16 protein-coding genes and 1 tRNA gene are annotated in these 20379 nt (G+C 70.9%); 10 read left to right on the forward strand and 7 right to left on the reverse strand.

Annotated elements, in window-relative coordinates; translation table 11 throughout:
* Positions 1-414 precede the first annotated feature (414 nt).
* The 4 genes from hisC to cydD all read left to right on the forward strand — a co-directional run bounded on the left by hisC (position 415) and on the right by cydD (position 7872).
* Complete coding sequence (gene hisC / locus ACTYVM_RS05770) at positions 415-1494, forward strand: histidinol-phosphate transaminase (protein ID WP_445524861.1); 1080 nt, start codon at positions 415-417, stop codon at positions 1492-1494.
* 212 nt (positions 1495-1706) lie between these two features.
* Positions 1707-3215 (forward strand): cytochrome ubiquinol oxidase subunit I, encoded by a 1509-nt coding sequence (locus ACTYVM_RS05775; protein ID WP_445524862.1) that lies wholly within the window; start codon positions 1707-1709, stop codon positions 3213-3215.
* A 20-nt stretch (positions 3216-3235) separates the two neighbouring features.
* Entirely contained in the window at positions 3236-4240 is a 1005-nt protein-coding gene (cydB, locus tag ACTYVM_RS05780; protein WP_445524863.1) for a cytochrome d ubiquinol oxidase subunit II, read from the forward strand.
* Positions 4241-4299: 59 nt separating this feature from the next.
* Positions 4300-7872 (forward strand): thiol reductant ABC exporter subunit CydD, encoded by a 3573-nt coding sequence (gene cydD / locus ACTYVM_RS05785; RefSeq protein ID WP_445524864.1) that lies wholly within the window; start codon positions 4300-4302, stop codon positions 7870-7872.
* On the opposite strand, the gene ACTYVM_RS05790 is transcribed toward cydD, so the two are convergent.
* From ACTYVM_RS05790 to ACTYVM_RS05805, 4 genes are all read right to left on the reverse strand, one after another.
* Positions 7841-8749: an HAD-IIB family hydrolase gene (locus ACTYVM_RS05790; protein WP_445524865.1), complete on the reverse strand. Its 909-nt coding sequence runs from the start codon at positions 8747-8749 to the stop codon at positions 7841-7843. The genes cydD and ACTYVM_RS05790 overlap by 32 nt on opposite strands.
* 67 nt (positions 8750-8816) lie before the next feature.
* A complete protein-coding gene (locus ACTYVM_RS05795) occupies positions 8817-9728 on the reverse strand; it encodes an LLM class flavin-dependent oxidoreductase (protein ID WP_445524866.1) in 912 nt (303 codons plus the stop codon).
* 92 nt (positions 9729-9820) lie between these two features.
* Positions 9821-10369 carry an RNA 2'-phosphotransferase gene (locus ACTYVM_RS05800; protein WP_445524867.1) on the reverse strand — a complete coding sequence of 183 codons (549 nt, stop codon included), beginning with the start codon at positions 10367-10369 and terminating at the stop codon, positions 9821-9823.
* 124 nt (positions 10370-10493) lie between these two features.
* The gene (locus ACTYVM_RS05805) at positions 10494-12281 is read right to left on the reverse strand and encodes an SDR family oxidoreductase (protein WP_445524893.1); all 1788 of its coding nucleotides are present in this window, start codon (positions 12279-12281) and stop codon (positions 10494-10496) included.
* A gap of 242 nt (positions 12282-12523) precedes the next feature.
* Between ACTYVM_RS05805 and ACTYVM_RS05810 the strand changes: the two genes are divergently transcribed.
* The 6 genes from ACTYVM_RS05810 (at position 12524) to ACTYVM_RS05835 (ending at position 16730) form a co-directional block, all read left to right on the forward strand.
* Complete coding sequence (locus tag ACTYVM_RS05810) at positions 12524-13498, forward strand: ABC transporter ATP-binding protein (RefSeq protein WP_445524868.1); 975 nt, start codon at positions 12524-12526, stop codon at positions 13496-13498.
* Positions 13488-14396: an ABC transporter permease gene (locus ACTYVM_RS05815; protein ID WP_445524869.1), complete on the forward strand. Its 909-nt coding sequence runs from the start codon at positions 13488-13490 to the stop codon at positions 14394-14396. Before ACTYVM_RS05810 ends, ACTYVM_RS05815 begins: the two co-directional genes overlap by 11 nt.
* On the forward strand, positions 14393-15304 hold the full coding sequence (locus ACTYVM_RS05820; RefSeq protein WP_445524870.1) for an ABC transporter ATP-binding protein: 912 nt from the start codon (positions 14393-14395) through the stop codon (positions 15302-15304). Before ACTYVM_RS05815 ends, ACTYVM_RS05820 begins: the two co-directional genes overlap by 4 nt.
* 10 nt (positions 15305-15314) lie before the next feature.
* Positions 15315-16034: an ABC transporter permease gene (locus ACTYVM_RS05825; RefSeq protein ID WP_445524871.1), complete on the forward strand. Its 720-nt coding sequence runs from the start codon at positions 15315-15317 to the stop codon at positions 16032-16034.
* A gap of 101 nt (positions 16035-16135) precedes the next feature.
* A complete protein-coding gene (locus tag ACTYVM_RS05830; RefSeq protein WP_445524894.1) occupies positions 16136-16375 on the forward strand; it encodes an SGM_3592 family protein in 240 nt (79 codons plus the stop codon).
* A 268-nt stretch (positions 16376-16643) separates the two neighbouring features.
* Positions 16644-16730 (forward strand) — tRNA-OTHER (locus ACTYVM_RS05835).
* Between the two features lie 14 nt (positions 16731-16744).
* Here the strand turns inward: ACTYVM_RS05835 and ACTYVM_RS05840 are convergent.
* The 3 genes from ACTYVM_RS05840 to pheA form a co-directional block, all read right to left on the reverse strand.
* On the reverse strand, positions 16745-17557 hold the full coding sequence (locus ACTYVM_RS05840; RefSeq protein ID WP_445524872.1) for an HAD family hydrolase: 813 nt from the start codon (positions 17555-17557) through the stop codon (positions 16745-16747).
* Positions 17554-18831 (reverse strand): serine--tRNA ligase, encoded by a 1278-nt coding sequence (gene serS / locus ACTYVM_RS05845; protein WP_445524873.1) that lies wholly within the window; start codon positions 18829-18831, stop codon positions 17554-17556. Before serS ends, ACTYVM_RS05840 begins: the two co-directional genes overlap by 4 nt.
* Positions 18832-19378: 547 nt before the next feature.
* Positions 19379-20311, reverse strand: a complete 933-nt coding sequence (gene pheA, locus ACTYVM_RS05850; protein ID WP_445524874.1) for a prephenate dehydratase — start codon at positions 20309-20311, stop codon at positions 19379-19381.
* Between the last annotated feature and the right edge of the window lie 68 nt (positions 20312-20379).

Consider the following 20379-nt stretch of genomic DNA (forward strand, 5'->3'; position numbering starts at 1 on the left):
CCGATAGTAGGGCTCTTGCGGTGGGGTAGTGCGGACGCATATGCACGCGTTGACAGGCACGTTTCTGCATGGTCATCAGGACCCAAGTGCCTTTGAAACCATGTTAGTTACCTGGTGTCATGTTAGGACGTGACGTGGTGGCACGCATGGGCCTGTCGAGCACTCGATGTCTCGAAGAGGTCTCAACTCACCTTCACGAGGGATGCGCGCCACGGCGCAAGCCACCGGCGCATAGATATATGTGTGACGCGCCCCCCGATTCGTGCGTGTTCGTCCGGAGGTGCCGCTGATGTCGGTGTGGCGGACGGAGTCGGCCCTCGAGGGGGTGATGGCTTCCGCCCCATACGCAGCGGCGCCCAATCCTCATAAGGTGTGCAGTATTGGATGCCGGTGGTGGTCACGAGGAGGACTGCGGTGAGCGAGACAAGCCCGAAGCTGCGTGCCGAGCTGGAGGGTATCCCCACCTACAAGCCGGGGAAGCCCGCCGCGACCGGCGGTCCGGTGGCGTACAAGCTGTCCTCGAACGAGAACCCCTACCCGCCGCTGCCCGGGGTCATGGAGACGGTGACGGCGGCCGCCGCCACCTTCAACCGCTACCCGGACATGGCGTGCACGGCCCTGACCGAAGAGCTCGCCGAGCGCTTCGCCGTGCCGGTCTCGCACGTGGCCACGGGCACCGGATCCGTCGGTGTCGCCCAGCAGCTGATCCAGGCCACCAGCGGCCCCGGCGACGAGGTCATGTACGCCTGGCGGTCCTTCGAGGCGTACCCGATCATCACGCAGATCAGCGGGGCGGCCTCCGTGCAGGTCCCGCTGACGCCGGGTGACGTGCACGACCTGGACGCGATGCTGGACGCGATCACCGAACGCACGCGTCTGATCTTCGTCTGCAACCCGAACAACCCGACCGGCACGGTGGTGCGGCGGGCCGAGCTGGAGCGGTTCCTCGACCGGGTGCCCTCCGATGTGCTGGTGGTCCTGGACGAGGCCTACCGCGAGTTCATCCGCGACGCCGAGGTGCCGGACGGGGTGACGCTCTACCGCGACCGGCCGAACGTCTGCGTGCTGCGCACGTTCTCGAAGGCGTACGGCCTCGCCGGGCTGCGCGTCGGCTTCGCCATCGCCCACGAGCCGGTGGCGGCGGCGCTGCGCAAGACGGCCGTGCCGTTCGGCGTGAGCCAGCTCGCGCAGGAGGCGGCGATCGCCTCGCTGCGCGCTGAGGACGAGCTGCTGGGCCGGGTCGGCTCGTTGGTGTGCGAGCGCACCCGTGTGGTCGACGCGCTGCGCGGACAGGGCTGGACGGTGCCCGAGACGCACGCCAACTTCGTGTGGCTGCGGCTGGGGGAGCGGACGGCCCCGTTCGCCGCGGCCTGCGAGCGGGCCGGCGTGGTGGTCCGGCCGTTCGCGGGTGAGGGCGTGCGGGTGACCATCGGGGAGACCGAGGCGAACGACATCTTCCTGAAGACGGCGGAGGAGTTCCGCAAGGAGGTCTGATCCGGGCCGGCCCGGAGGGCGGCGCAGGGACTCGCGAGACGGGGGTCCCCCCAGGGTTCGGGGGGACCCCCCTTCGTTGTTCGAAAACTGGTGCGCCATAATTGCTTGTGAATGTGAACGCGTTCACAAGCGAGTCCGATTGTTGCCTGTTGCGTAGGACACATCGGGATGAACCGCCACCGTGATCGCGGTGACGTAAGGAGAGTGACGACGTGGACCTGGCTTTGGCGCCGGAGACACTGGCGCGCTGGCAATTCGGCATCACGACCGTCTACCACTTCCTGTTCGTTCCCCTGACGATCTCGCTGGCCGCCCTGACGGCCGGACTGCAGACCGCCTGGGTGCGCACGGAGAAGGAGAAGTACCTCAGGGCCACCAAGTTCTGGGGCAAGCTCTTCCTGATCAACATCGCCATGGGCGTGGTCACCGGCATCGTGCAGGAATTCCAGTTCGGCATGAACTGGTCGGACTACTCGCGCTTCGTCGGTGACATCTTCGGTGCCCCGCTCGCCTTCGAGGCGCTGATCGCGTTCTTCTTCGAGTCCACGTTCATCGGACTGTGGATCTTCGGCTGGGACAAGCTGCCCAAGAAGATCCACCTGGCCTGCATGTGGATGGTGTCCCTCGGCACGATCCTGTCGGCGTACTTCATCCTCGCGGCCAACTCGTGGATGCAGCACCCCGTCGGCTACCGGATCAACGAGGCCAAGGGGCGCGCCGAACTCACCGACTTCTGGGCGGTGCTGACCCAGGACACGGCGCTCACCCAGGTCTTCCACACGCTCTCGGCCGCCTTCCTGACCGGTGGCGCCTTCATGGTCGGCATCGCCGCCTACCACCTCGCCCGCAAGAAGCACGTGCGCGAGATGAAGACCTCGCTGCGGCTCGGCCTGGTCACGGTCGTCATCGCCGGCCTGCTCACCGCGGTCAGCGGTGACACCCTCGGCAAGGTCATGTTCAAGCAGCAGCCGATGAAGATGGCCGCGGCCGAGGCGCTGTGGGACGGACAGGAGCCGGCGCCGTTCTCGGTCTTCGCCTACGGCGATGTGGACAAGGGCCACAACACCGTGGCCATCGAGGTCCCCGGCCTGCTGTCCTTCCTGGCCAACGACGACTTCACCTCCTACGTCCCTGGCATCAACGACGTCAACAAGGCCGAGCAGGAGAAGTTCGGGCCCGGTGACTACCGGCCCAACATCCCCGTCGCCTACTGGGGCTTCCGCTGGATGATCGGGTTCGGCATGACGTCCTTCGCCATCGGCCTCGCGGGACTGTGGCTGACCCGCAAGAAGTTCCTGCTGCCGCAGCATCTGCGCGTCGGCGACGACGAGGTGCCCCACCTGGTGCTGCTGCCGAACAAGGCGCTCGGCCCGCGGCTGACCACCTGGTACTGGCGCATCGCGACAGGGACGCTGGCCTTCCCGCTGATCGCCAACTCCTGGGGCTGGATCTTCACCGAGATGGGCCGCCAGCCGTGGGTCGTCTACGGCGTGCTGCAGACCCGGCACGCGGTCTCCCCCGGTGTCTCCCAGGGCGAGGTCCTCACCTCGATGACCGTCTTCACGCTGCTCTACGCCATCCTCGCCGTCATCGAGGTCAAGCTGCTCGTGAAGTACGTCAAGGCCGGCCCGCCCGAGCTGACGGAGGCCGACCTCAACCCGCCCACGAAGATCGGCGGCGACGAGCGTGACGCCGACAAGCCGATGGCCTTCTCGTACTAGGCCGAGGGAGCTGCACAGCCATGGAACTGCACGACGTCTGGTTCGTCCTCATCGCCGTCCTGTGGACCGGCTACTTCTTCCTGGAGGGCTTCGACTTCGGGGTCGGCATCCTCACCAAGCTGCTGGCCCGGAACCGGACCGAGAGGCGGGTGCTGATCAACACCATCGGCCCGGTCTGGGACGGCAACGAGGTCTGGCTGCTCACGGCGGGCGGCGCCACCTTCGCCGCCTTCCCGGAGTGGTACGCCACGCTCTTCTCCGGCTTCTACCTGCCGCTGCTCGTCATCCTGGTCTGCCTGATCGTGCGCGGGGTCGCCTTCGAGTACCGGGCCAAGCGGCCGGAGGAGAACTGGCAGCGCAACTGGGAGAACGCGATCTTCTGGAGCTCGCTGATCCCCGCCTTCCTGTGGGGCGTGGCCTTCGGCAACATCGTGCACGGTGTGAAGATCGACCGGAACCTCGAGTACGTCGGCGGGGTCGGCGACCTGCTCCACCCGTACGCGCTCCTCGGCGGACTGGTCACCCTGACGCTGTTCACCTTCCACGGCACGGTGTTCACGGCCCTGAGGACCGTTGGTGACATCCGTGAGCGGGCGCGGAAGCTGGCCTTGCGCGTGGGTCTGGTGACGGCCGTGGCGGCGCTGGTCTTCCTGCTGTGGACGCAGGCCCACACGGGCAACGGCAGGAGCCTGGTGGCGCTCCTCGTGGCGGTGTTCACCCTGGTGTCCGCGCTCGCGGCGAACCAGGTGGGGCGCGAGGGCTGGGCGTTCGGGCTGTCGGGCGTCACCATCGTGGCCGCCGTGGCGATGCTGTTCCTGTCGCTCTTCCCGAACGTCATGCCGTCCACGCTCAACCCGGACTGGAGCCTGACGGTCACCAACGCCTCGTCCAGCCCGTACACCCTGAAGATCATGACCTGGTGCGCCGGGATCGCCACGCCGATCATCCTGCTCTACCAGGGGTGGACCTACTGGGTGTTCCGCAAGCGGATCGGCACGCAGCACATCGCCGAACCCGCGCACTGAGTCCGGTGAGGGTGTGTTTCACGTGAAACACACCCTCGGGGCCGAAGGGCATGTTCTCCATGAAACCGATCGATCCGCGACTTCTGCGTCACGCCCGTGCCACCCGGCTCTTCCTGGTGGCCGTCGTCGGGCTGGGTGCCATCGGGGCATGCCTGGTCATCGCTCAGGCGATGCTCGTCGCCGAGGTGGTGGTGGGTGCCTTCCAGCACCGGATGCCGGTCACTGAACTCCGCACTCCGCTGCTGCTGTTGGCCGCGGTCGCCTGCGGCCGTGCGCTGGTCTCCTGGCTGACCGAGCTCGCCGCGCACCGGGCGAGCGCGGCGGTGAAGTCCGAGCTGCGCGGGCGGCTGCTGGACCGCGCGGCGGCGCTCGGCCCGGGCTGGCTGAGCGGGCAGCGCACGGGCTCGCTCGTGGCGCTGGCGACGCGGGGTGTGGACGCCCTGGACGACTACTTCTCGCGCTATCTGCCGCAGTTGGGGCTGGCCGTGGCCGTCCCGGTGGCGGTGCTCGCCCGGATCGTCACCGAGGACTGGGTCTCGGCGGCCATCATCGTCGGCACCCTGCCCCTCATCCCCCTCTTCATGATGCTGATCGGCTGGGCCACGCAGTCCCATATGGACCGCCAGTGGCGCTTGCTGTCCCAGTTGTCGGGGCACTTCCTGGACGTCGTCGCCGGACTGCCGACCCTGAAGGTGTTCGGCCGGGCCAAGGCGCAGGCGGAGTCGATCCGGCGCATCACCGGGGAGTATCGGCGGGCGACCATGCGCACGCTGCGGATCGCCTTCCTGTCCTCCTTCGCCCTGGAACTGCTCGCCACGCTGTCGGTGGCGCTGGTCGCCGTGACGATCGGCATGCGCCTCGTGAGCGGCAACCTGGACCTCTACATCGGGCTGGTCGTCCTCGTGCTCGCGCCCGAGGCGTACCTTCCGCTGCGTCAGGTGGGCGCGCAGTACCACGCGGCGGCGGAGGGACTGGCGGCGGCCGAGGAGATCTTCGCCGTGCTGGAGACCCCCGTGCCGGAGTCCGGTACCGGGGCCGTGCCCACCGGGGCCCTGACCTTCGAGGACGTGAGCGTCCGCTATCCCGGACGGTCCGCGGACGCGGTGACGGGTGTGTCCTTCTCCGTGCGGCCCAGGGAGACGGTCGCGCTCGTCGGGCCGAGCGGTGCGGGCAAGTCGACGCTGCTGAACGTCCTGCTGGGGTTCGTGCGGCCGAGTGCGGGCCGGGTGCGCGTCGCGGAGGCCGATCTCACCGACGTCGATCTGGAGCAGTGGCGCTCGCGCATCGCGTGGGTGCCGCAGCGGCCGCATCTGTATGCGGGCACGATCGCCGAGAACGTACGCCTGGCACGGCCCGACGCGGACGACGCCGCGGTTCGCGGGGCGCTGGCCGACGCCGGTGCGCTGGAGTTCGTGGACGCGCTGCCGGAGGGACTGGACACCCGGCTCGGAGAGGACGGGACCGGGCTCTCTGCCGGGCAGCGGCAGCGGCTCGCGCTCGCCCGGGCCTTCCTCGCCGACCGGCCCGTCCTGCTGCTCGACGAGCCGACGGCCGCCCTGGACGGAGCGACCGAGGCGGAGGTCGTGGAGGCGGTGCGCCGGCTGTCCGCGGGCCGGACGGTGCTCCTTGTGGTGCACCGGCCCGCACTGCTGGACGTGGCGGACCGGGTCGTGCGTCTTGCCGGGACCGAGTCCCCCGCGCCGGTGCCGGCCGTGGCCGGCCCGGCCGAGGCGCGTCCCGCGCGCACGACGGAACCCGGACCGGCCTCGACTCCGGTTGCCGGAGCCGGGACCGAGGTCACCACCGTCACGCGCGGTGTCCTCGCCCGGGTACGGGCCATGTCCGGCCCCCGGCGCGGCCGGCTCGCCCTCGCCCTGCTGCTGGGCAGCCTGGCGCTCGGCAGCGCGGTCGGGCTGATGGCGACCTCCGGGTGGCTCATCTCGCGCGCGTCCCAGCAGCCGCCCGTGCTCTACCTGATGGTGGCCGTCACCGCGACCAGGGCCTTCGGCATCGGACGGGCGGTCTTCCGGTACGCGGAGCGGCTGGTCTCGCACGACGCCGTGCTGCGGATGCTCGCCGACACCCGGGTGGCCGTCTACCGGAGGCTGGAGCGGCTGGCACCCGCCGGGCTGCGCCGGATGCGCCGCGGCGATCTGCTGACACGGCTCGTCGCCGACGTGGACGCCCTCCAGGACTACTGGCTGCGCTGGCTGCTGCCCGCCGGTGCGGCCCTGACCGTGTCCGTCGCCTCTGTCGCCTTCACGGCCTGGCTGCTGCCGGAGGCAGGGGCGGTGCTTGCGGCGGGCCTGCTCGCCGCCGGGGCGGGCGTCCCGCTGGTGACCGGGGCCGTGGCCCGGCGCGCCGAGCACCGGCTCGCCCCCGCGCGCGGCGCCCTGGCCACCCGCGTGACCGAACTGCTCACCGGAACCGCCGAACTGACCGTCGCCGGTGCCCTGCCCGCCCGCACCGCCGAGACCCGGCGGGCCGACCGGCTGCTCACCCGGATCGCCTCGCGCGCCGCCGCCGCCACCGCGCTCGGCGACGGGCTCACCGCGCTGATCTCCGGACTGACCGTCGCAGCGGCCGCCCTGGTCGGCGCCCAGGCGGTCGCCGACGGGCGGCTCGGCGGCGTGAGCATGGCGGTGGTCGTCCTCACCCCGCTGGCCGCCTTCGAAGCGGTCCTCGGCATGCCGCTCGCCGTGCGCTACCGGCAACGGGTGCGCCGCAGCGCGGAGCGGGTGTACGAGGTCCTGGACGCCCCCGAACCTGTCCACGAACCCGAGCGGCTCCGGCAGGCGCCCGCCTCGCCGTTCCCGCTCTCCGTCAGGAACCTGATGGCGCGGCACGCGGGGCAGGACCGGGCGGCGCTCACCGGACTCGACCTGACGCTCCGGGAGGGCCGCAGGGTCGCCGTGGTCGGTCCGTCCGGCTCCGGCAAGACGACGCTCGCCCAGGTCCTGCTGCGCTTCCTCGACCCGGAGACGGGCACCTACACCCTTGGCGGCGTCGACGCCCGGGCCCTGGCCGGCGACGACGTACGGCGGCTGGTCGGTCTGTGCGCCCAGGACGCGCATCTCTTCGACAGCTCGGTCCGCGAGAACCTGCTGCTCGCGAAGAAGGACGCGACCTCGGCCGACCTGCGGGACGCCCTCGCGCGGGCCCGGCTGCTCGGCTGGGTCGACGCCCTGCCCGACGGGCTCGACACGCTCGTCGGCGAGCACGGCGCGCGGCTGTCGGGCGGTCAGCGTCAGCGGCTGGCGCTGGCCCGTGCGCTGCTCGCCGACTTCCCCGTGCTGGTGCTCGACGAACCCGCCGAACACCTCGACCTGGCGACCGCCGACGCGCTCACCGCCGATTTGCTGGCCGCCACCGAGGGCCGTACGACGCTGCTCATCACCCACCGCCTGGCCGGGCTGGCGGCCGTGGACGAGGTGATCGTCCTCGACGAGGGACGTGTCGTCCAGCGGGGACCGTACGCGGAACTGGCCGCGCTGCCGGGACCGCTGCGGCGGATGGCCGAACGGGAGGCGCAGACGGAGCTGCTGGTGGGCGCGGGCCAACGGCCCGCTCGCGGGCCGTTTCCGGCGGGGCGGTCGCCCGCTACGGCCGCTCCCCCAGCAACCGCTCGATGATCACCGCGACGCCGTCCTCGTTGTTGGCGACCGTCCGTCCGGACGCCGCGGCGACCGCGGCGGGGTGCGCGTTGCCCATGGCGTAGGAGCGGCCGGCCCAGGTGAGCATCTCGACGTCGTTCGGCATGTCGCCGAAGGCGACGACCTCCTCGTGCGAGATGCCGCGCTCGGCACAGCACAGGGCCAGCGTGCTCGCCTTGGAGACGTCCGGGCCGCTGATCTCCAGCAGGGCGCTGGGGCTGGACCGAGTGACGGTGACGCGGTCGCCGGCGGCGAGGCGGGCGACGGTGAGGAAGGCGTCGGGGTCCAGCGTGGGGTGGTAGGCGAGGATCTTCAGGATCGGCTGGTCGGCGCCGACTCCGTCCGGCGCCAGCAGCTCCTCGGCCGGTGCGAGGACGTCGGCCGACTCCATGTGCAGCTTCGGATAGACCGGTTCCTGATGGAAGCCGTAGGTCTGCTCGACCGCGTACACCGTGCCCGGTGCCGCCTCGCGCACCAGCCGTACGGCCTCCAGTGCGTTCTCCCGGGCCAGCTCCCGCACCGTCACGAAGCGATGGGCGCCGGGACCGCCGTGCAGGTCGACCACGGCGGCGCCATTGCCGCAGATCGCCAGACCGTGGCCATGGACGTGGTCGCTCACCACGTCCATCCAGCGGGCCGGGCGGCCGGTGACGAAGAAGACCTCGATGCCCGCCTCCTCGGACGCCGCCAGGGCGGCGACCGTGCGCGGGGAGACCGACTTGTCGTCGCGCAGCAGGGTGCCGTCGAGATCGGTGGCGATCAGCCGAGGCGGAACGCCAGGGGTGCCACCCGGTTCGAACGAGGTCGAGAGCTGGGGTGAGGCCGGGGTCTCGGGTCGTCGAGTCGCTGAGGTCACCGCGACATTGTCGCCTATATGTCCGCACGATCGTGCGAGAGTTCGCACATCTGAGGGGTTGCCTCGGTCACGTCAGCTGGGAGGGCGCTTCCAGCGCGATCTGTTCGAAGACCTTCTGGTCCGCGGCGAAGTCCGAGTCCGGAATCGGCCAGTGGATCACGATCTCGGTGAACCCCAGCTCCCGGTGCCGGCCGGCGAAGTCGACGAACGCGTCGAGGGACTCGAGGGGACGACCGCGGTCGGGGGTGAATCCGGTGAGCAGGATCTTGTCGAGCGCGGAGGCGTCACGGCCCGCCGCGGCGCACGCGTCCGCGAGCTTCTCGGTCTGGGTGCGAAGGGCCTGGACGGACTGCTCCGGTGTGCCGTCCTCGTAGAGCTTCGGGTCACCCGTGGTCACCCAGGCCTGCCCGTACCGTGCGGCGAGCCGCAGCCCGCGCGGTCCGGTCGCGGCCACGGCGAACGGCAGCCGGGGCCTCTGGACACAGCCGGGAATGTTCCGGGCCTCGTGCGCCGAGTAGAAGTCGCCCTCGTACGACACTCCGTCCTTGCCGTCCTCGGTCAGCAGCCGGTCGAGCAGCGCGACGAACTCCGCGAAGCGGTCGGCCCGCTCCCGGGGCGTCCATGGCTCCTGCCCGAGCGCGGTGGCGTCGAAGCCGGCGCCGCCCGCGCCGATGCCGAGGGTGATCCGCCCCCCGGAGACGTCGTCGAGGGAGATCAGCTCCTTGGCGAGGGTGACCGGGTGCCGGAAGTTCGGCGAGGTCACCAGGGTTCCCAGCCGGATCCGGTCCGTCACGGACGCGGCGGCGGTCAGCGTCGGGACGGCCCCGAACCACGGGCCGTCCCGGAAACTGCGCCAGGACAGGTGGTCGTAGGTGTAGGCGGCGTGGAAGCCGAGCTGTTCGGCACGCGTCCATGCCGATCGGCCGCCCTCGTGCCAGCGGCGGTACGGAAGGATCACGGTGCTCAGACGCAGACTCATGGACCCGAGCCTAGGGCCTCTCGTGTGGACACTCGCGGTTGTTTCACGTGAAACGGTCACCGCGGGCGACCGGCGGCCGGGGCTGAGGAGGGTCAGCGGGTCGCGGAAAACCGCAGGTAGCGAGGCGGCACGGACTGCGTCAGCCACACACCGTTGGCGCTGACCCGGAAGACATGGCCGTCGCGGTGCATGGCGGCCGCGTCCACCGCGAGGACGACCGGGCGGGCGCGGCGGGCGCCGACCCGGGTCGCGGTCTCACGGTCGGGCGAGAGGTGCACGTCATGCCGGTCCATGGGCCGCAGTCCCTCGCTGCGGATCGCGTCCAGGTTGCGGACCACGGTCCCGTGGTAGAGGTACGGCGGCGGTGTCGCGGTCGGCAGGCCGAGATCGATGTCGATGGTGTGGCCCTGGCTGGCGCGGATGCGGCTGCCCTCGATCGCGAAGCGCCGCTTGTCGTTGGTGGCGACCACGTGGTCCAGTTCCTCGCGGGTGAACCGGAAGCCGTGCGCGGCCGCCGCCGTGATCAGCGTGCCGATCTCGACCCAGCCGCCCTCGTCGAGTGTGAGCCCGATCCTCCCGGGCTGGTGGCGAAGGTGCCTGGCGAGGTACTTCGACACCTTCACGACGCGCTGTTCGTCCATGCCACCAGCGTGCCGGGAGAGACACGGATCACGCAGGTCAATTCCGCCCTGGAGGTTTGATCCACAGCAAAGTGATGTTGTCCACAGGCTGGAGACCCCAAGCTGTGGACAACTGGGCGCCGATTCAGGCGTGTTGGCCCGGATCCGCGGTACCCAGTGGCGGTTTCACCCGCGCGAGCCGGTGCCGCGTCCGCGGGCTGAAGCGGGACACCACGCGCAGGAGACGGGCCTCCGGCGTCACCGCCACCACCGCCTCGTCGCGTACCACCGCGCGCAGGATCGCGTCGGCCACCTTCTCCGGCGGGTAGCCGCGCCGTCCGTACAGGCGGGCCGCACGCCGGCGACGGCGCTTCTCCTCCTCCGCGTCGACGCCCGCGAAGTGCGCCGTGGACGTGATGGCAGTTTCCACGAAGCCGGGGCAGACCGCCGTGACGCCGATCCCCTGCCCGGCCAGCTCCGCGCGCAGGCACTCGCTCAGCATCAGCACCGCCGCCTTGGAGGTGCTGTAGGCGGGCAGGGCCTTCGACGGCTGGTAGGCCGCCGCGGACGCGGTGTTGACGATGTGGCCGCCCTGTCCCCGCTCGGCCATCCGCCTTCCGAACAGGCGGCAGCCGTGGATCACTCCCCACAGATTGACGTCGAGGACGTTCCTCCAGTCCTCGGGGGTGTGGTCGAAGAACGAGCCGGACAGCCCGATGCCCGCGTTGTTCACCAGGACGTCCACCACGCCGTACTCGGCGTCGACCTTCTCGGCCAGCTTCTCCATGGCCTGCTCGTCGGAGACGTCCACCGCCTCGGCCCAGGCGGCCGGCGCGCCGAGCAGCCGGGACTGCTCGGCGGTGCGGGCCGCGGCCTCGGCGTTCCGGTCGACGGCCACCACGCGCGCGCCGGCCCCGGCGAAGGCGTACGCCGTGGCCCGTCCGATGCCGCTGCCCGCGCCGGTGACCAGCACGAGCTGCCCGGCGAAGCGGTCGGCGTACCGCCCGGTGGCGGCCGGCCGCGGCCGCCCGTCCTCGGTGGCCGTGACGAACTCGGAGATCCAGGCCGCCAGCTGGTCGGGCCGGGTGCGCGGGACCCAGTGCCCGGCGGGCAGCGTGCGGCGCACCAGCTCGGGGACCCACTGCTCCAGGCCGTCGTACAGACACTCCGAGAGGAAGGCGTCGTCGAGCGGGGTGATGAGCTGCACCGGCGCGTGCGCGCGGGCGTCCGCCCGTGGTCTGCGCAGCCGGGCCCGCACGTTGTCCCGGTACAGCCACGTGCCGTGCGCCGCGTCCCGGGGCAGCGACGAGGTCGGGTAGTCGTCGCCAGGAACCTTCTCGACGCGCCTGAGGATGTCGGGCCAGCGCCTGCCGAGCGGGCCGCGCCAGGCCAGCTCGGGCAGCCTGGGCATGTGCAGCAGGTACACGTACCAGGACTTGGCGCCCTGGCCGAGGAGCTGGCCCACCCGGCGCGGGGTGGGGCGCCTGACGCGCCCGGCGATCCAGTGGCCGAAGTGGTCGAGGGACGGACCGGACACCGACGTGAAGGAGGCGATCCGGCCCTCGGTGCGCCGGACGCTGACGAACTCCCAGGACTGCACCGAGCCCCAGTCGTGCCCCACCAGGTGCACCGGCCTGCCGGGGCTCACCGCGTCCGCGACCGCCAGGAAGTCATCGGTCAGCTTGTCGAGGGTGAAGCCCCCGCGCAGGGGCCGCGGCGCGGTGGAGCGGCCGTGGCCGCGGACGTCGTAGAGCACTACGTGGAAGCGGCCGGAGCGGCCGGCGAGGCGCTCGGCCACCGGGGCCCAGACCTCCTTGCTGTCCGGATAGCCGTGCACCAGGACGACCGTGGGCCGCCCGACGTCGCCCAGTTCGGCCACGCGCAGCTCGACCCCGCCCGTGCGTACCCAGCGCTCCCGCGCGCCCTTCAGCATCGTCACGTCTCCTCCGCCCGGGTCGGATCCGGCTGCGTACGTGCCTGTGATGCGGCCCTGGCGACTCTGGCACTTGTTAGACCGACCGTCAACAGAGCGATCCGGGTGCCGGCACTCCGTGGGGTGCCGGGTCCCCTGGGGGCTGACCCCTAAGGTTCCCGTACTACTCGAGAGGGACCCCAAGACGGCTCTGGGGTCTGACGACCGGAGTGGCCCGGATCACTACTGTCGAGGATGTGACTGTGATCGCGACCGAAAGCCTGAGCAAGCGGTTCCCCCGGGTGACCGCGCTTGACCGGCTCTCCGTGGACGTCGGACCGGGTGTGACCGGGCTCGTCGGCGCCAACGGAGCCGGCAAGTCCACACTCATCAAGATCCTGCTGGGTCTGTCCCCCGCCACCGAGGGCCGCGCCGAGGTGCTCGGCCTCGACGTCGCCACCGAGGGCGCCGCCATCCGTGAGCGCGTCGGCTACATGCCGGAGCACGACTGCCTGCCGCCCGACGTCTCGGCCACCGAGTTCGTCGTCCACATGGCGCGCATGTCGGGCCTGCCCCCGACCGCCGCCCGCGAGCGCACCGCGGACACCCTGCGCCACGTCGGTCTGTACGAGGAGCGCTACCGCCCCATCGGCGGCTACTCCACGGGCATGAAGCAGCGTGTGAAGCTCGCCCAGGCCCTGGTGCACGACCCGCAGCTGGTCTTCCTCGACGAGCCGACCAACGGCCTCGACCCGGTAGGCCGCGACGACATGCTCGGCCTCATCCGCCGCATCCACACCGACTTCGGCATCTCCGTCCTGGTCACCTCCCACCTGCTGGGCGAACTGGAGCGCACCTGCGACCACGTCGTCGTGATCGACGGCGGCAAGCTCCTGCGCTCCAGCTCCACCACCGACTTCACCCAGACCACGACCACCCTCGCCATCGAGGTCACCGACAGCGACGAGCACCCGGACGGCACCCGCGCGGTGCGCGAGGCGCTCCAGGCACGCGGGGTGGAGACCCAGGACGGCACCGGCCTGCCGGGCGCGGGACACGTCCTGCTGCTCACCGCCCAGGGCGAGGAGACGTACGACCTGGTGCGGGACGTGATCGTGGACCTCGGCCTCGGCCTGGTGCGCATGGAGCAGCGACGGCACCACATCTCGGAGGTCTTCCGGGACAGCGACGAACAGCGCGACGCACAGCGGAAGGAGGCGGTCGGCCATGGCGGTTGAACACACCGCGCCGGCGCCCACGGGCGACCAGACCCGGATCCACAACATCGGCTACCGCAGCTACGACGGCCCCCGCCTCGGCCGCGCCTACGCCCGCCGCTCGCTGTACTCGCAGTCCCTGCGCGGCGCCTACGGCCTCGGCCGCTCGGTGAAGTCCAAGGTGCTGCCGATGCTGCTGTTCGTGGTGATGTGCGTGCCCGCGGCCATCATGGTCGCCGTCGCGGTCGCCACCAAGGCCAAGGGCCTGCCCATCGAGTACACGCGCTACGCCATCATCATGCAGGGCGTCATCAGCCTGTACGTCGCCTCGCAGGCACCCCAGTCCGTCTCGCGCGACCTGCGCTTCAAGACCGTGCCGCTGTACTTCTCGCGCCCCATCGAGACCGCCGACTACGTGCGCGCCAAGTACGCGGCCCTGGCCTCCGCGCTGTTCATCCTGACCGCCGCCCCGCTGCTCGTCCTCTATGTGGGCGCGCTGCTGGCGAAGATGGACTTCGCCGACCAGACCAGGGGATTCGCCGAGGGAGTCGTCTCCGTGGCACTGCTCTCACTGCTCTTCGCCGGCATCGGCCTCGTCATCGCCGCCGTCACCCCGCGCCGCGGCTTCGGCATCGCCGCCGTGATCGCCGTGCTGGTCATCTCCTACGGCGCCGTCTCCACCCTCCAGGCCATCGCGGAGGTCCGGAACAACTCCGGCGCCATCCCCTGGATCGGCCTGTTCTCACCGGTCACCCTCGTCGACGGCGTGCAGACCGCCTTCCTGGGCGCGACCTCCTCGGCACCCGGCGGTGTCGGCCCGGGCAGCGGAGAGGGCGTCGTCCACCTCCTCGTCGTCCTGGGCCTCATCGCCGCCGCATACGGCCTCCTGCTGCGCCGCTACAAGAAGGTGGGACTGTGACGACCCTCAGCATCGACCACGTCTCCCGCTGGTTCGGCAACGTGGTCGCCGTCAACGACGTCACCATGACGATCGGCCCCGGCGTCACCGGACTGCTCGGCCCCAACGGCGCCGGCAAGTCCACGCTGATCAACATGATGGCCGGCTTCCTCGCCCCCTCCACCGGCACGGTCACCCTCGACGGGCAGCAGGTGTGGCGCAACGAGAAGATCTACCGGCACATCGGCATCGTCCCCGAGAGGGAGGCGATGTACGACTTCCTCACCGGCCGCGAGTTCGTCGTCGCCAACGCCGAACTGCACGGCCTGGGCGACAAGGCCGCCCAGAAGGCGCTCGCCACCGTCGAGATGGAGTACGCGCAGGACCGGAAGATCTCCACCTACTCCAAGGGCATGCGCCAGCGCGTCAAGATGGCCTCGGCGCTGGTCCACGACCCCTCGCTGCTCCTGCTCGACGAGCCGTTCAACGGCATGGACCCGCGCCAGCGCATGCAGCTCATGGACCTGCTGCGGCGCATGGGCGACGAGGGCCGCACCGTGCTGTTCTCCTCCCACATCCTGGAGGAGGTCGAACAGCTCGCCTGGCACATCGAGGTCGTCGTCGCCGGACGGCACGCCGCCAGCGGCGACTTCCGCAGGATCCGCCGTCTGATGACCGACCGGCCGCACCGCTACCTGGTGCGCTCCAGCGACGACCGGGCACTGGCGGCCGCGCTGATCGCCGACCCGTCGACGTCGGGCATCGAGGTCGACCTCGCCGAGGGCGCGCTGCGCGTCCAGGCCGTCGACTTCGGCCGGTTCACCACGCTGCTGCCCCGGGTGGCCCGGGACCACGGCATCCGCCTGCACACGGTCTCGCCCTCCGACGAGTCCCTCGAGTCCGTCTTCTCGTATCTGGTCGCGGCGTAGGAGGCCGAAGATGTACGACCCCACAGTCGCCCGGCTCACCTACCGGGCCCTGCTCGGCCGCCGCCGGGCCCTCATCCTCGGCGCGCTGCCGCTGCTGCTGATCGTGATCGCCACGGCCGTCCGCGCCCTCGCCGGAGCCGACGACCAGACCGCGGTGAACGTCCTGGGCGGGTTCGCGCTCGCCACCATGGTGCCGATCATCGGCGTCATCGCCGGCACCGGAGCGATCGGGCCGGAGATCGATGACGGCTCGGTGGTGTACCTGCTGTCCAAGCCGATCAAGAGGCCGACGATCATCTTCACCAAGCTGATCGTGGCGATCGCGGTGACCATGGTCTTCTCCGCGGTGCCGACCCTGGTCGCCGGGCTGATCCTCAACGGCAACGGGCAACAGATCGCCGTCGCCTACACCGTGGCCGCGCTGGTCGCCTCCATCGCCTACGCGGCCCTGTTCCTCCTGCTGGGCACGGTCTCCCGGCACGCGGTGGTCTTCGGGCTCGTCTACGCGCTGGTCTGGGAGGCGCTGTTCGGCTCCCTGGTGCCCGGGGCGCGCACGCTGAGCGTCCACAGGTGGGCGCTGGCCGTGGCGCACAAGGTCTCCGGCGGGGACATGGTCACCTCCGACGTCGGGCTGACGACGGCGACGGTGCTGCTGGTGGTGGTGACCGTCCTGGCCACCTGGTACGCCGGGCAGAAGCTGCGGTCGCTGACCCTCGCCGGCGAGGAGTGAGACCTCCGATCGGGGCCGGGCGGTCCTGCCCGGCCTTGACGGAGGCTTCATCTCCACCCGGGCACACTGGGCAAAGCGTGGCGAAGGAGGAGGAGGGCGTGATGGCGGGCGAAGTGCCGGAGAGCGACGGCCCGGGGAGGACCGGGGACGCGTGGGACGACGTCGTCCTGGACGCCGACTTCATACGGGCCGCCGGCACCACCGAGCCGTCCGCCCGGGCGCGGATGCTCGCCGCGCGTTGGCGGCGCGAGGAGCCCGGGCCCCAGCCGTGGCGCTCCGACGAGCCGCCCGCCGGATGGTTCTTCAGCAAGGCGCGCCGGCGTCGGTGGCGGCGGCGCTGACGGGGGCGTGGGACGCCCGGTAATTCGGTGGCGCCGAAGCCGTCGTGGCGGCACAGTGGTGATGTCCACCGCGCCGGATCGAGTCGGCGCCACGTTCTGGGAGAGGAGCTGGGCGATGTCGATGCACGGCAGTACGCCGAGCTCCCGACAGGGCAGCCCGCGGCGGGCTCCGGAGTAACTACCGGCTCCGTCGAGCCCGCCCCGCACGGGGAGCTGCCCGGGGCGGCCGCTTCGAGCACGCGAATCCCTTCGCGTGGGCCGCCCACCCGGAGGATTGGCCGAGTGGCAAGGCACCGGCTTGGTTCAAGCCGCGGTCGGGATCACTCCCGCGCACGTTCGATCCGTGCATCCTCCGCAGAGACCGAAGGCTCAGCGCACCAGCTTCTCCAGCAGCACGGCGATGCCGTCCTCGTCGTTCGAGGCCGTCACGTCGTCGGCGACCGCCTTCAGTTCCTCGTGGGCGTTGGCCATCGCCACGCCCCGGGACGCCCAGGAGAACATCGGGACGTCGTTGGGCATGTCGCCGAAGGCGATGGCGTCCGCCGCCTTCAGACCCAGCCGCCGGGCGGCCAGTGAGAGTCCTGTCGCCTTCGACAGGCCCAGCGGCAGCAGCTCGACGATGCCCTCGCCGGCCATGGTGACGGAGACGAAACCGCCGGCGGCCCGGCGGGCCACCTCGGCCAGCTCGTCGTCCGTGAGGTCCGGGTGCTGGACGTAGATCTTGTTGAGGGGCGCGCTCCAGAGATCCTCGACGTCCGTGAACGGCGTCGCCGGAAGCGGGCCGCCGACCGCGTAGCCGGGGCCGACCAGCACCTCGCCGTCCAGGCCGTCGCGGCTGGCCGCCAGGTACAGCGGACCGACCTCCGCCTCGATCTTGGCCAGGGCCAGCGCCGCCAGTTGCCGGTCCAGGGTCACCGAGGTCAGCAGACGGTGCTGACCGGCGTCGTACACCTGGGCGCCCTGGCCGCAGACCGCGAGGCCCTGGTAACCGAGGTCGTCGAGGACGTGCCGCGTCCAGGGGACCGCGCGGCCGGTGACGACGAGGTGCGCGGCACCCGCCGCGGTGGCCGCGGCGAGTGCCTCACGGGTGCGCTGCGAGACCGACCCGTCGGAGCGCAGGAGCGTCCCGTCGAGGTCGGTCGCGATCAGTGTGTAGGGGAACGGGTCGGCGGCGGGTCTCACGCGGCCACCGGTTCCAGGACCTCCCGGCCACCGAGGTAGGGACGCAGCACCTCAGGCACGCGTACGGAGCCGTCGGCCTGCTGGTGGTTCTCCAGGATCGCGACGATCGTGCGCGGAACGGCGCACAGTGTGCCGTTGAGCGTCGCCAGCGGGCGGACCGCCTTGCCGTCACGGAAGCGGATCTGGAGCCGGCGGGACTGGAACTCGGTGCAGTCCGAGGTCGAGGTCAGCTCGCGGTACTTGCCCTGGGTCGGGATCCACGCCTCGCAGTCGAACTTGCGCGAGGCCGAGGCGCCCAGGTCGCCCGAGGCGACGTCGATCACGCGGAACGGCAGCTCCAGCGAGGTCAGCCACTGCTTCTCCCACTCCAGCAGCCGGCGGTGCTCCTCCTGCGACTCCTCGGGGGTGACGTAGGAGAACATCTCGACCTTGTCGAACTGGTGGACGCGGAAGATGCCCTTGGTGTCCTTGCCGTGCGAGCCGGCTTCGCGGCGGAAGCACGGCGAGAACCCGGCGTACCGCAGCGGCAGGCGGTCGGCGTCGATGATCTCGTCCATGTGGTACGCCGCCAGCGGCACCTCGGAGGTGCCGACCAGGTACAGGTCGTCCTTGTCGAGGTGGTAGACGTCCTGGGCCGCCTGGCCGAGGAAGCCCGTGCCCGCCATCGACTGGGGGCGGACCAGCGCGGGGGTCAGCATCGGCGTGAAGCCGGCCGCGGTGGCCTGGGCGATCGCCGCGTTCACCAGCGCCAGCTCCAGCAGGGCGCCGACACCGGTGAGGAAGTAGAAACGCGAGCCGGAGACCTTCGCGCCGCGCTCCACGTCGATCGCGCCGAGGCGCTGACCGAGCTCCAGGTGGTCCTTGGGCTCGAAGCCCTCGGCGGCGAAGTCGCGGATCGTGCCGTGCGTCTCCAGCGTGGCGAAGTCCTCCTCGCCGCCGACGGGAACGTCGGGGTGAATGAGGTTGCCGAGCCGGAGGAGGAGCTCCTGGGTCTCGGCGTCGGCCGCGTCGCGCTCGGCGTCGGCGGTCTTGACGTCGGCGGCGAGCCCGCTCGCCCGCTTCAGCAGCTCGGCCTTCTCGTCACCCGAGGCCTTGGGGATGAGCTTGCCCAGCGCCTTCTGCTCGGCGCGCAGCTCGTCGAAGCGGACGCCGGACGACCTGCGCCGCTCGTCGGCAGACAGGAGGGCGTCGACGAGCGCGACGTCCTCTCCACGGGCACGCTGCGAGGCGCGCACACGGTCGGGGTCCTCACGGAGCAGGCGAAGGTCAATCACGCGGTCAAGGCTACCGGTGCCGCGTTCCACCTCACGACCCAGTATTCCGAACCATGCCTTACATGCCGTTACGAGGGAATCGCCTCCCGTGTCAATTGAGCGGGCCCGCCTCCCTGGAACGAGGCAGGCGGCGGGCGGAGGGTTGACTTGATTTCCTTGCGCGGAAGGGGACTTGAGGTCGAGTTGTCCACAGGAATCCACACCCTCCAGAGAGTTGTCCACAGGCTGTGTGGAAGATCTGTGGATTTCGGAATTGATCACTCCGGAAGCGCTGTCCGGAGGAGGGATTTCCGTCTCGAGGCACCTGGACGCCCACTTTCGGGTGGAAAGGGGTCGCCCCAAAAGATGAACGAAAGGAGACGAGTGGACGAAGGGTGACCTGTGGTGCCTCGACCGCTCTTGTGGTTCGAAGGGCGATTTGTCGACCGAGTCCCCGTTGGGTGTCGACTTGTCCCCAGATCGAGAGCGGGGGGTGTGGATAACTTCTGTGGACAACCGAGATCCGCAGGCGGCACCGGCCGGGAGCGCCGGAACCGGCCAGAAGCGGCTAGAAACGGCCGTCCTGGCAGCGTGCCACCCAGTCCGCCGCCGCCACGAACTCCTGGTCCGAGGTCCCGACCAGCGGAGGTCGTACGTCCGCCGTGTCGCCGTCCGCCCGCGGGTAGGAGCCCAGGAAGCGCACCTGGAGGCAGATCCGCTTGAGCCCCATCAGGGCCTCCGCCATCCGGCGGTCGTTGATGTGGCCCTCGGCGTCGACGCAGAAGCAGTAGTTGCCGATGCCGGCGCCCGTCGGGCGGGACTGCAGCAGCATCAGGTTGATACCGCGGGTGCTGAACTCGCCCAGCAGGTCGCGCAGCCCGCCGGGATGGTCGTCGCGCTGCCACAGCACCACGGAGGTCTTGTCCGCGCCGCTCGGTGCGGCGGGCCGCGCGGGCCGGCCGACCAGCACGAACCGTGTCTGCGCGTTCTCCGCGTCGTGGATGCCCGTCTCCAGGGGCACGAGCCCGTACCGCGCGGCCGCGAACTCGCCGGCGAACGCGGCGTCGTAGCGGCCCTCCTGGACCAGGCGGGCGCCGTCCGCGTTCGAGGCGGCCGACTCCCAGACGGCCTCCGGGAGGTGCGCCGAGAGCCAGTTGCGCACCTGCGGCTGGGCGGCCGGGTGGGCGGTGACCGTCTTGATGTCCGACAGCGCCGTACCGGGCCTGACCAGCAGCGCGAAGGTGATCGACAGCAGCACCTCGCGGTAGATCATCAGCGGCTGGCCCGCGACCAGCTCGTCGAGGGTGGTGGTGATGCCGCCCTCGACGGAGTTCTCGATCGGCACGAAGGCGGCCTCGGCCTCGCCGGCCCGGACGGCGTCCAGCGCCGACTGCACGGACACGTACGGGACCAGTTCCCGCGTGGCCGTCTCGGGAAGGGTGCGCAGGGCGACTTCGGTGAAGGTGCCCTCGGGACCGAGATACGCATAGCTCGCTGGCATGACCTCACCCTAATGGCCGCGGCCGGACCCGGCGCGCGTGTCTCACGCAAGCCCGCTCCCATGGGTGA

This window comes from Streptomyces cyslabdanicus, assembly GCF_052663305.1.

Coding starts and splice junctions, on each gene's coding strand:
- ACTYVM_RS05800 (WP_445524867.1), bottom strand. CDS start 10,369: ATGGACGAACAGCGCGTCGTGAAGGTGTCGAAGTACCTCGCCAGGCAC.
- pheA (WP_445524874.1), bottom strand. CDS start 20,311: ATGCCAGCGAGCTATGCGTATCTCGGTCCCGAGGGCACCTTCACCGAA.
- ACTYVM_RS05805 (WP_445524893.1), bottom strand. CDS start 12,281: ATGCTGAAGGGCGCGCGGGAGCGCTGGGTACGCACGGGCGGGGTCGAG.
- ACTYVM_RS05830 (WP_445524894.1), top strand. CDS start 16,136: ATGGCGGGCGAAGTGCCGGAGAGCGACGGCCCGGGGAGGACCGGGGAC.
- ACTYVM_RS05795 (WP_445524866.1), bottom strand. CDS start 9,728: ATGAGTCTGCGTCTGAGCACCGTGATCCTTCCGTACCGCCGCTGGCAC.
- cydB (WP_445524863.1), top strand. CDS start 3,236: ATGGAACTGCACGACGTCTGGTTCGTCCTCATCGCCGTCCTGTGGACC.
- ACTYVM_RS05815 (WP_445524869.1), top strand. CDS start 13,488: ATGGCGGTTGAACACACCGCGCCGGCGCCCACGGGCGACCAGACCCGG.
- cydD (WP_445524864.1), top strand. CDS start 4,300: ATGAAACCGATCGATCCGCGACTTCTGCGTCACGCCCGTGCCACCCGG.
- ACTYVM_RS05825 (WP_445524871.1), top strand. CDS start 15,315: ATGTACGACCCCACAGTCGCCCGGCTCACCTACCGGGCCCTGCTCGGC.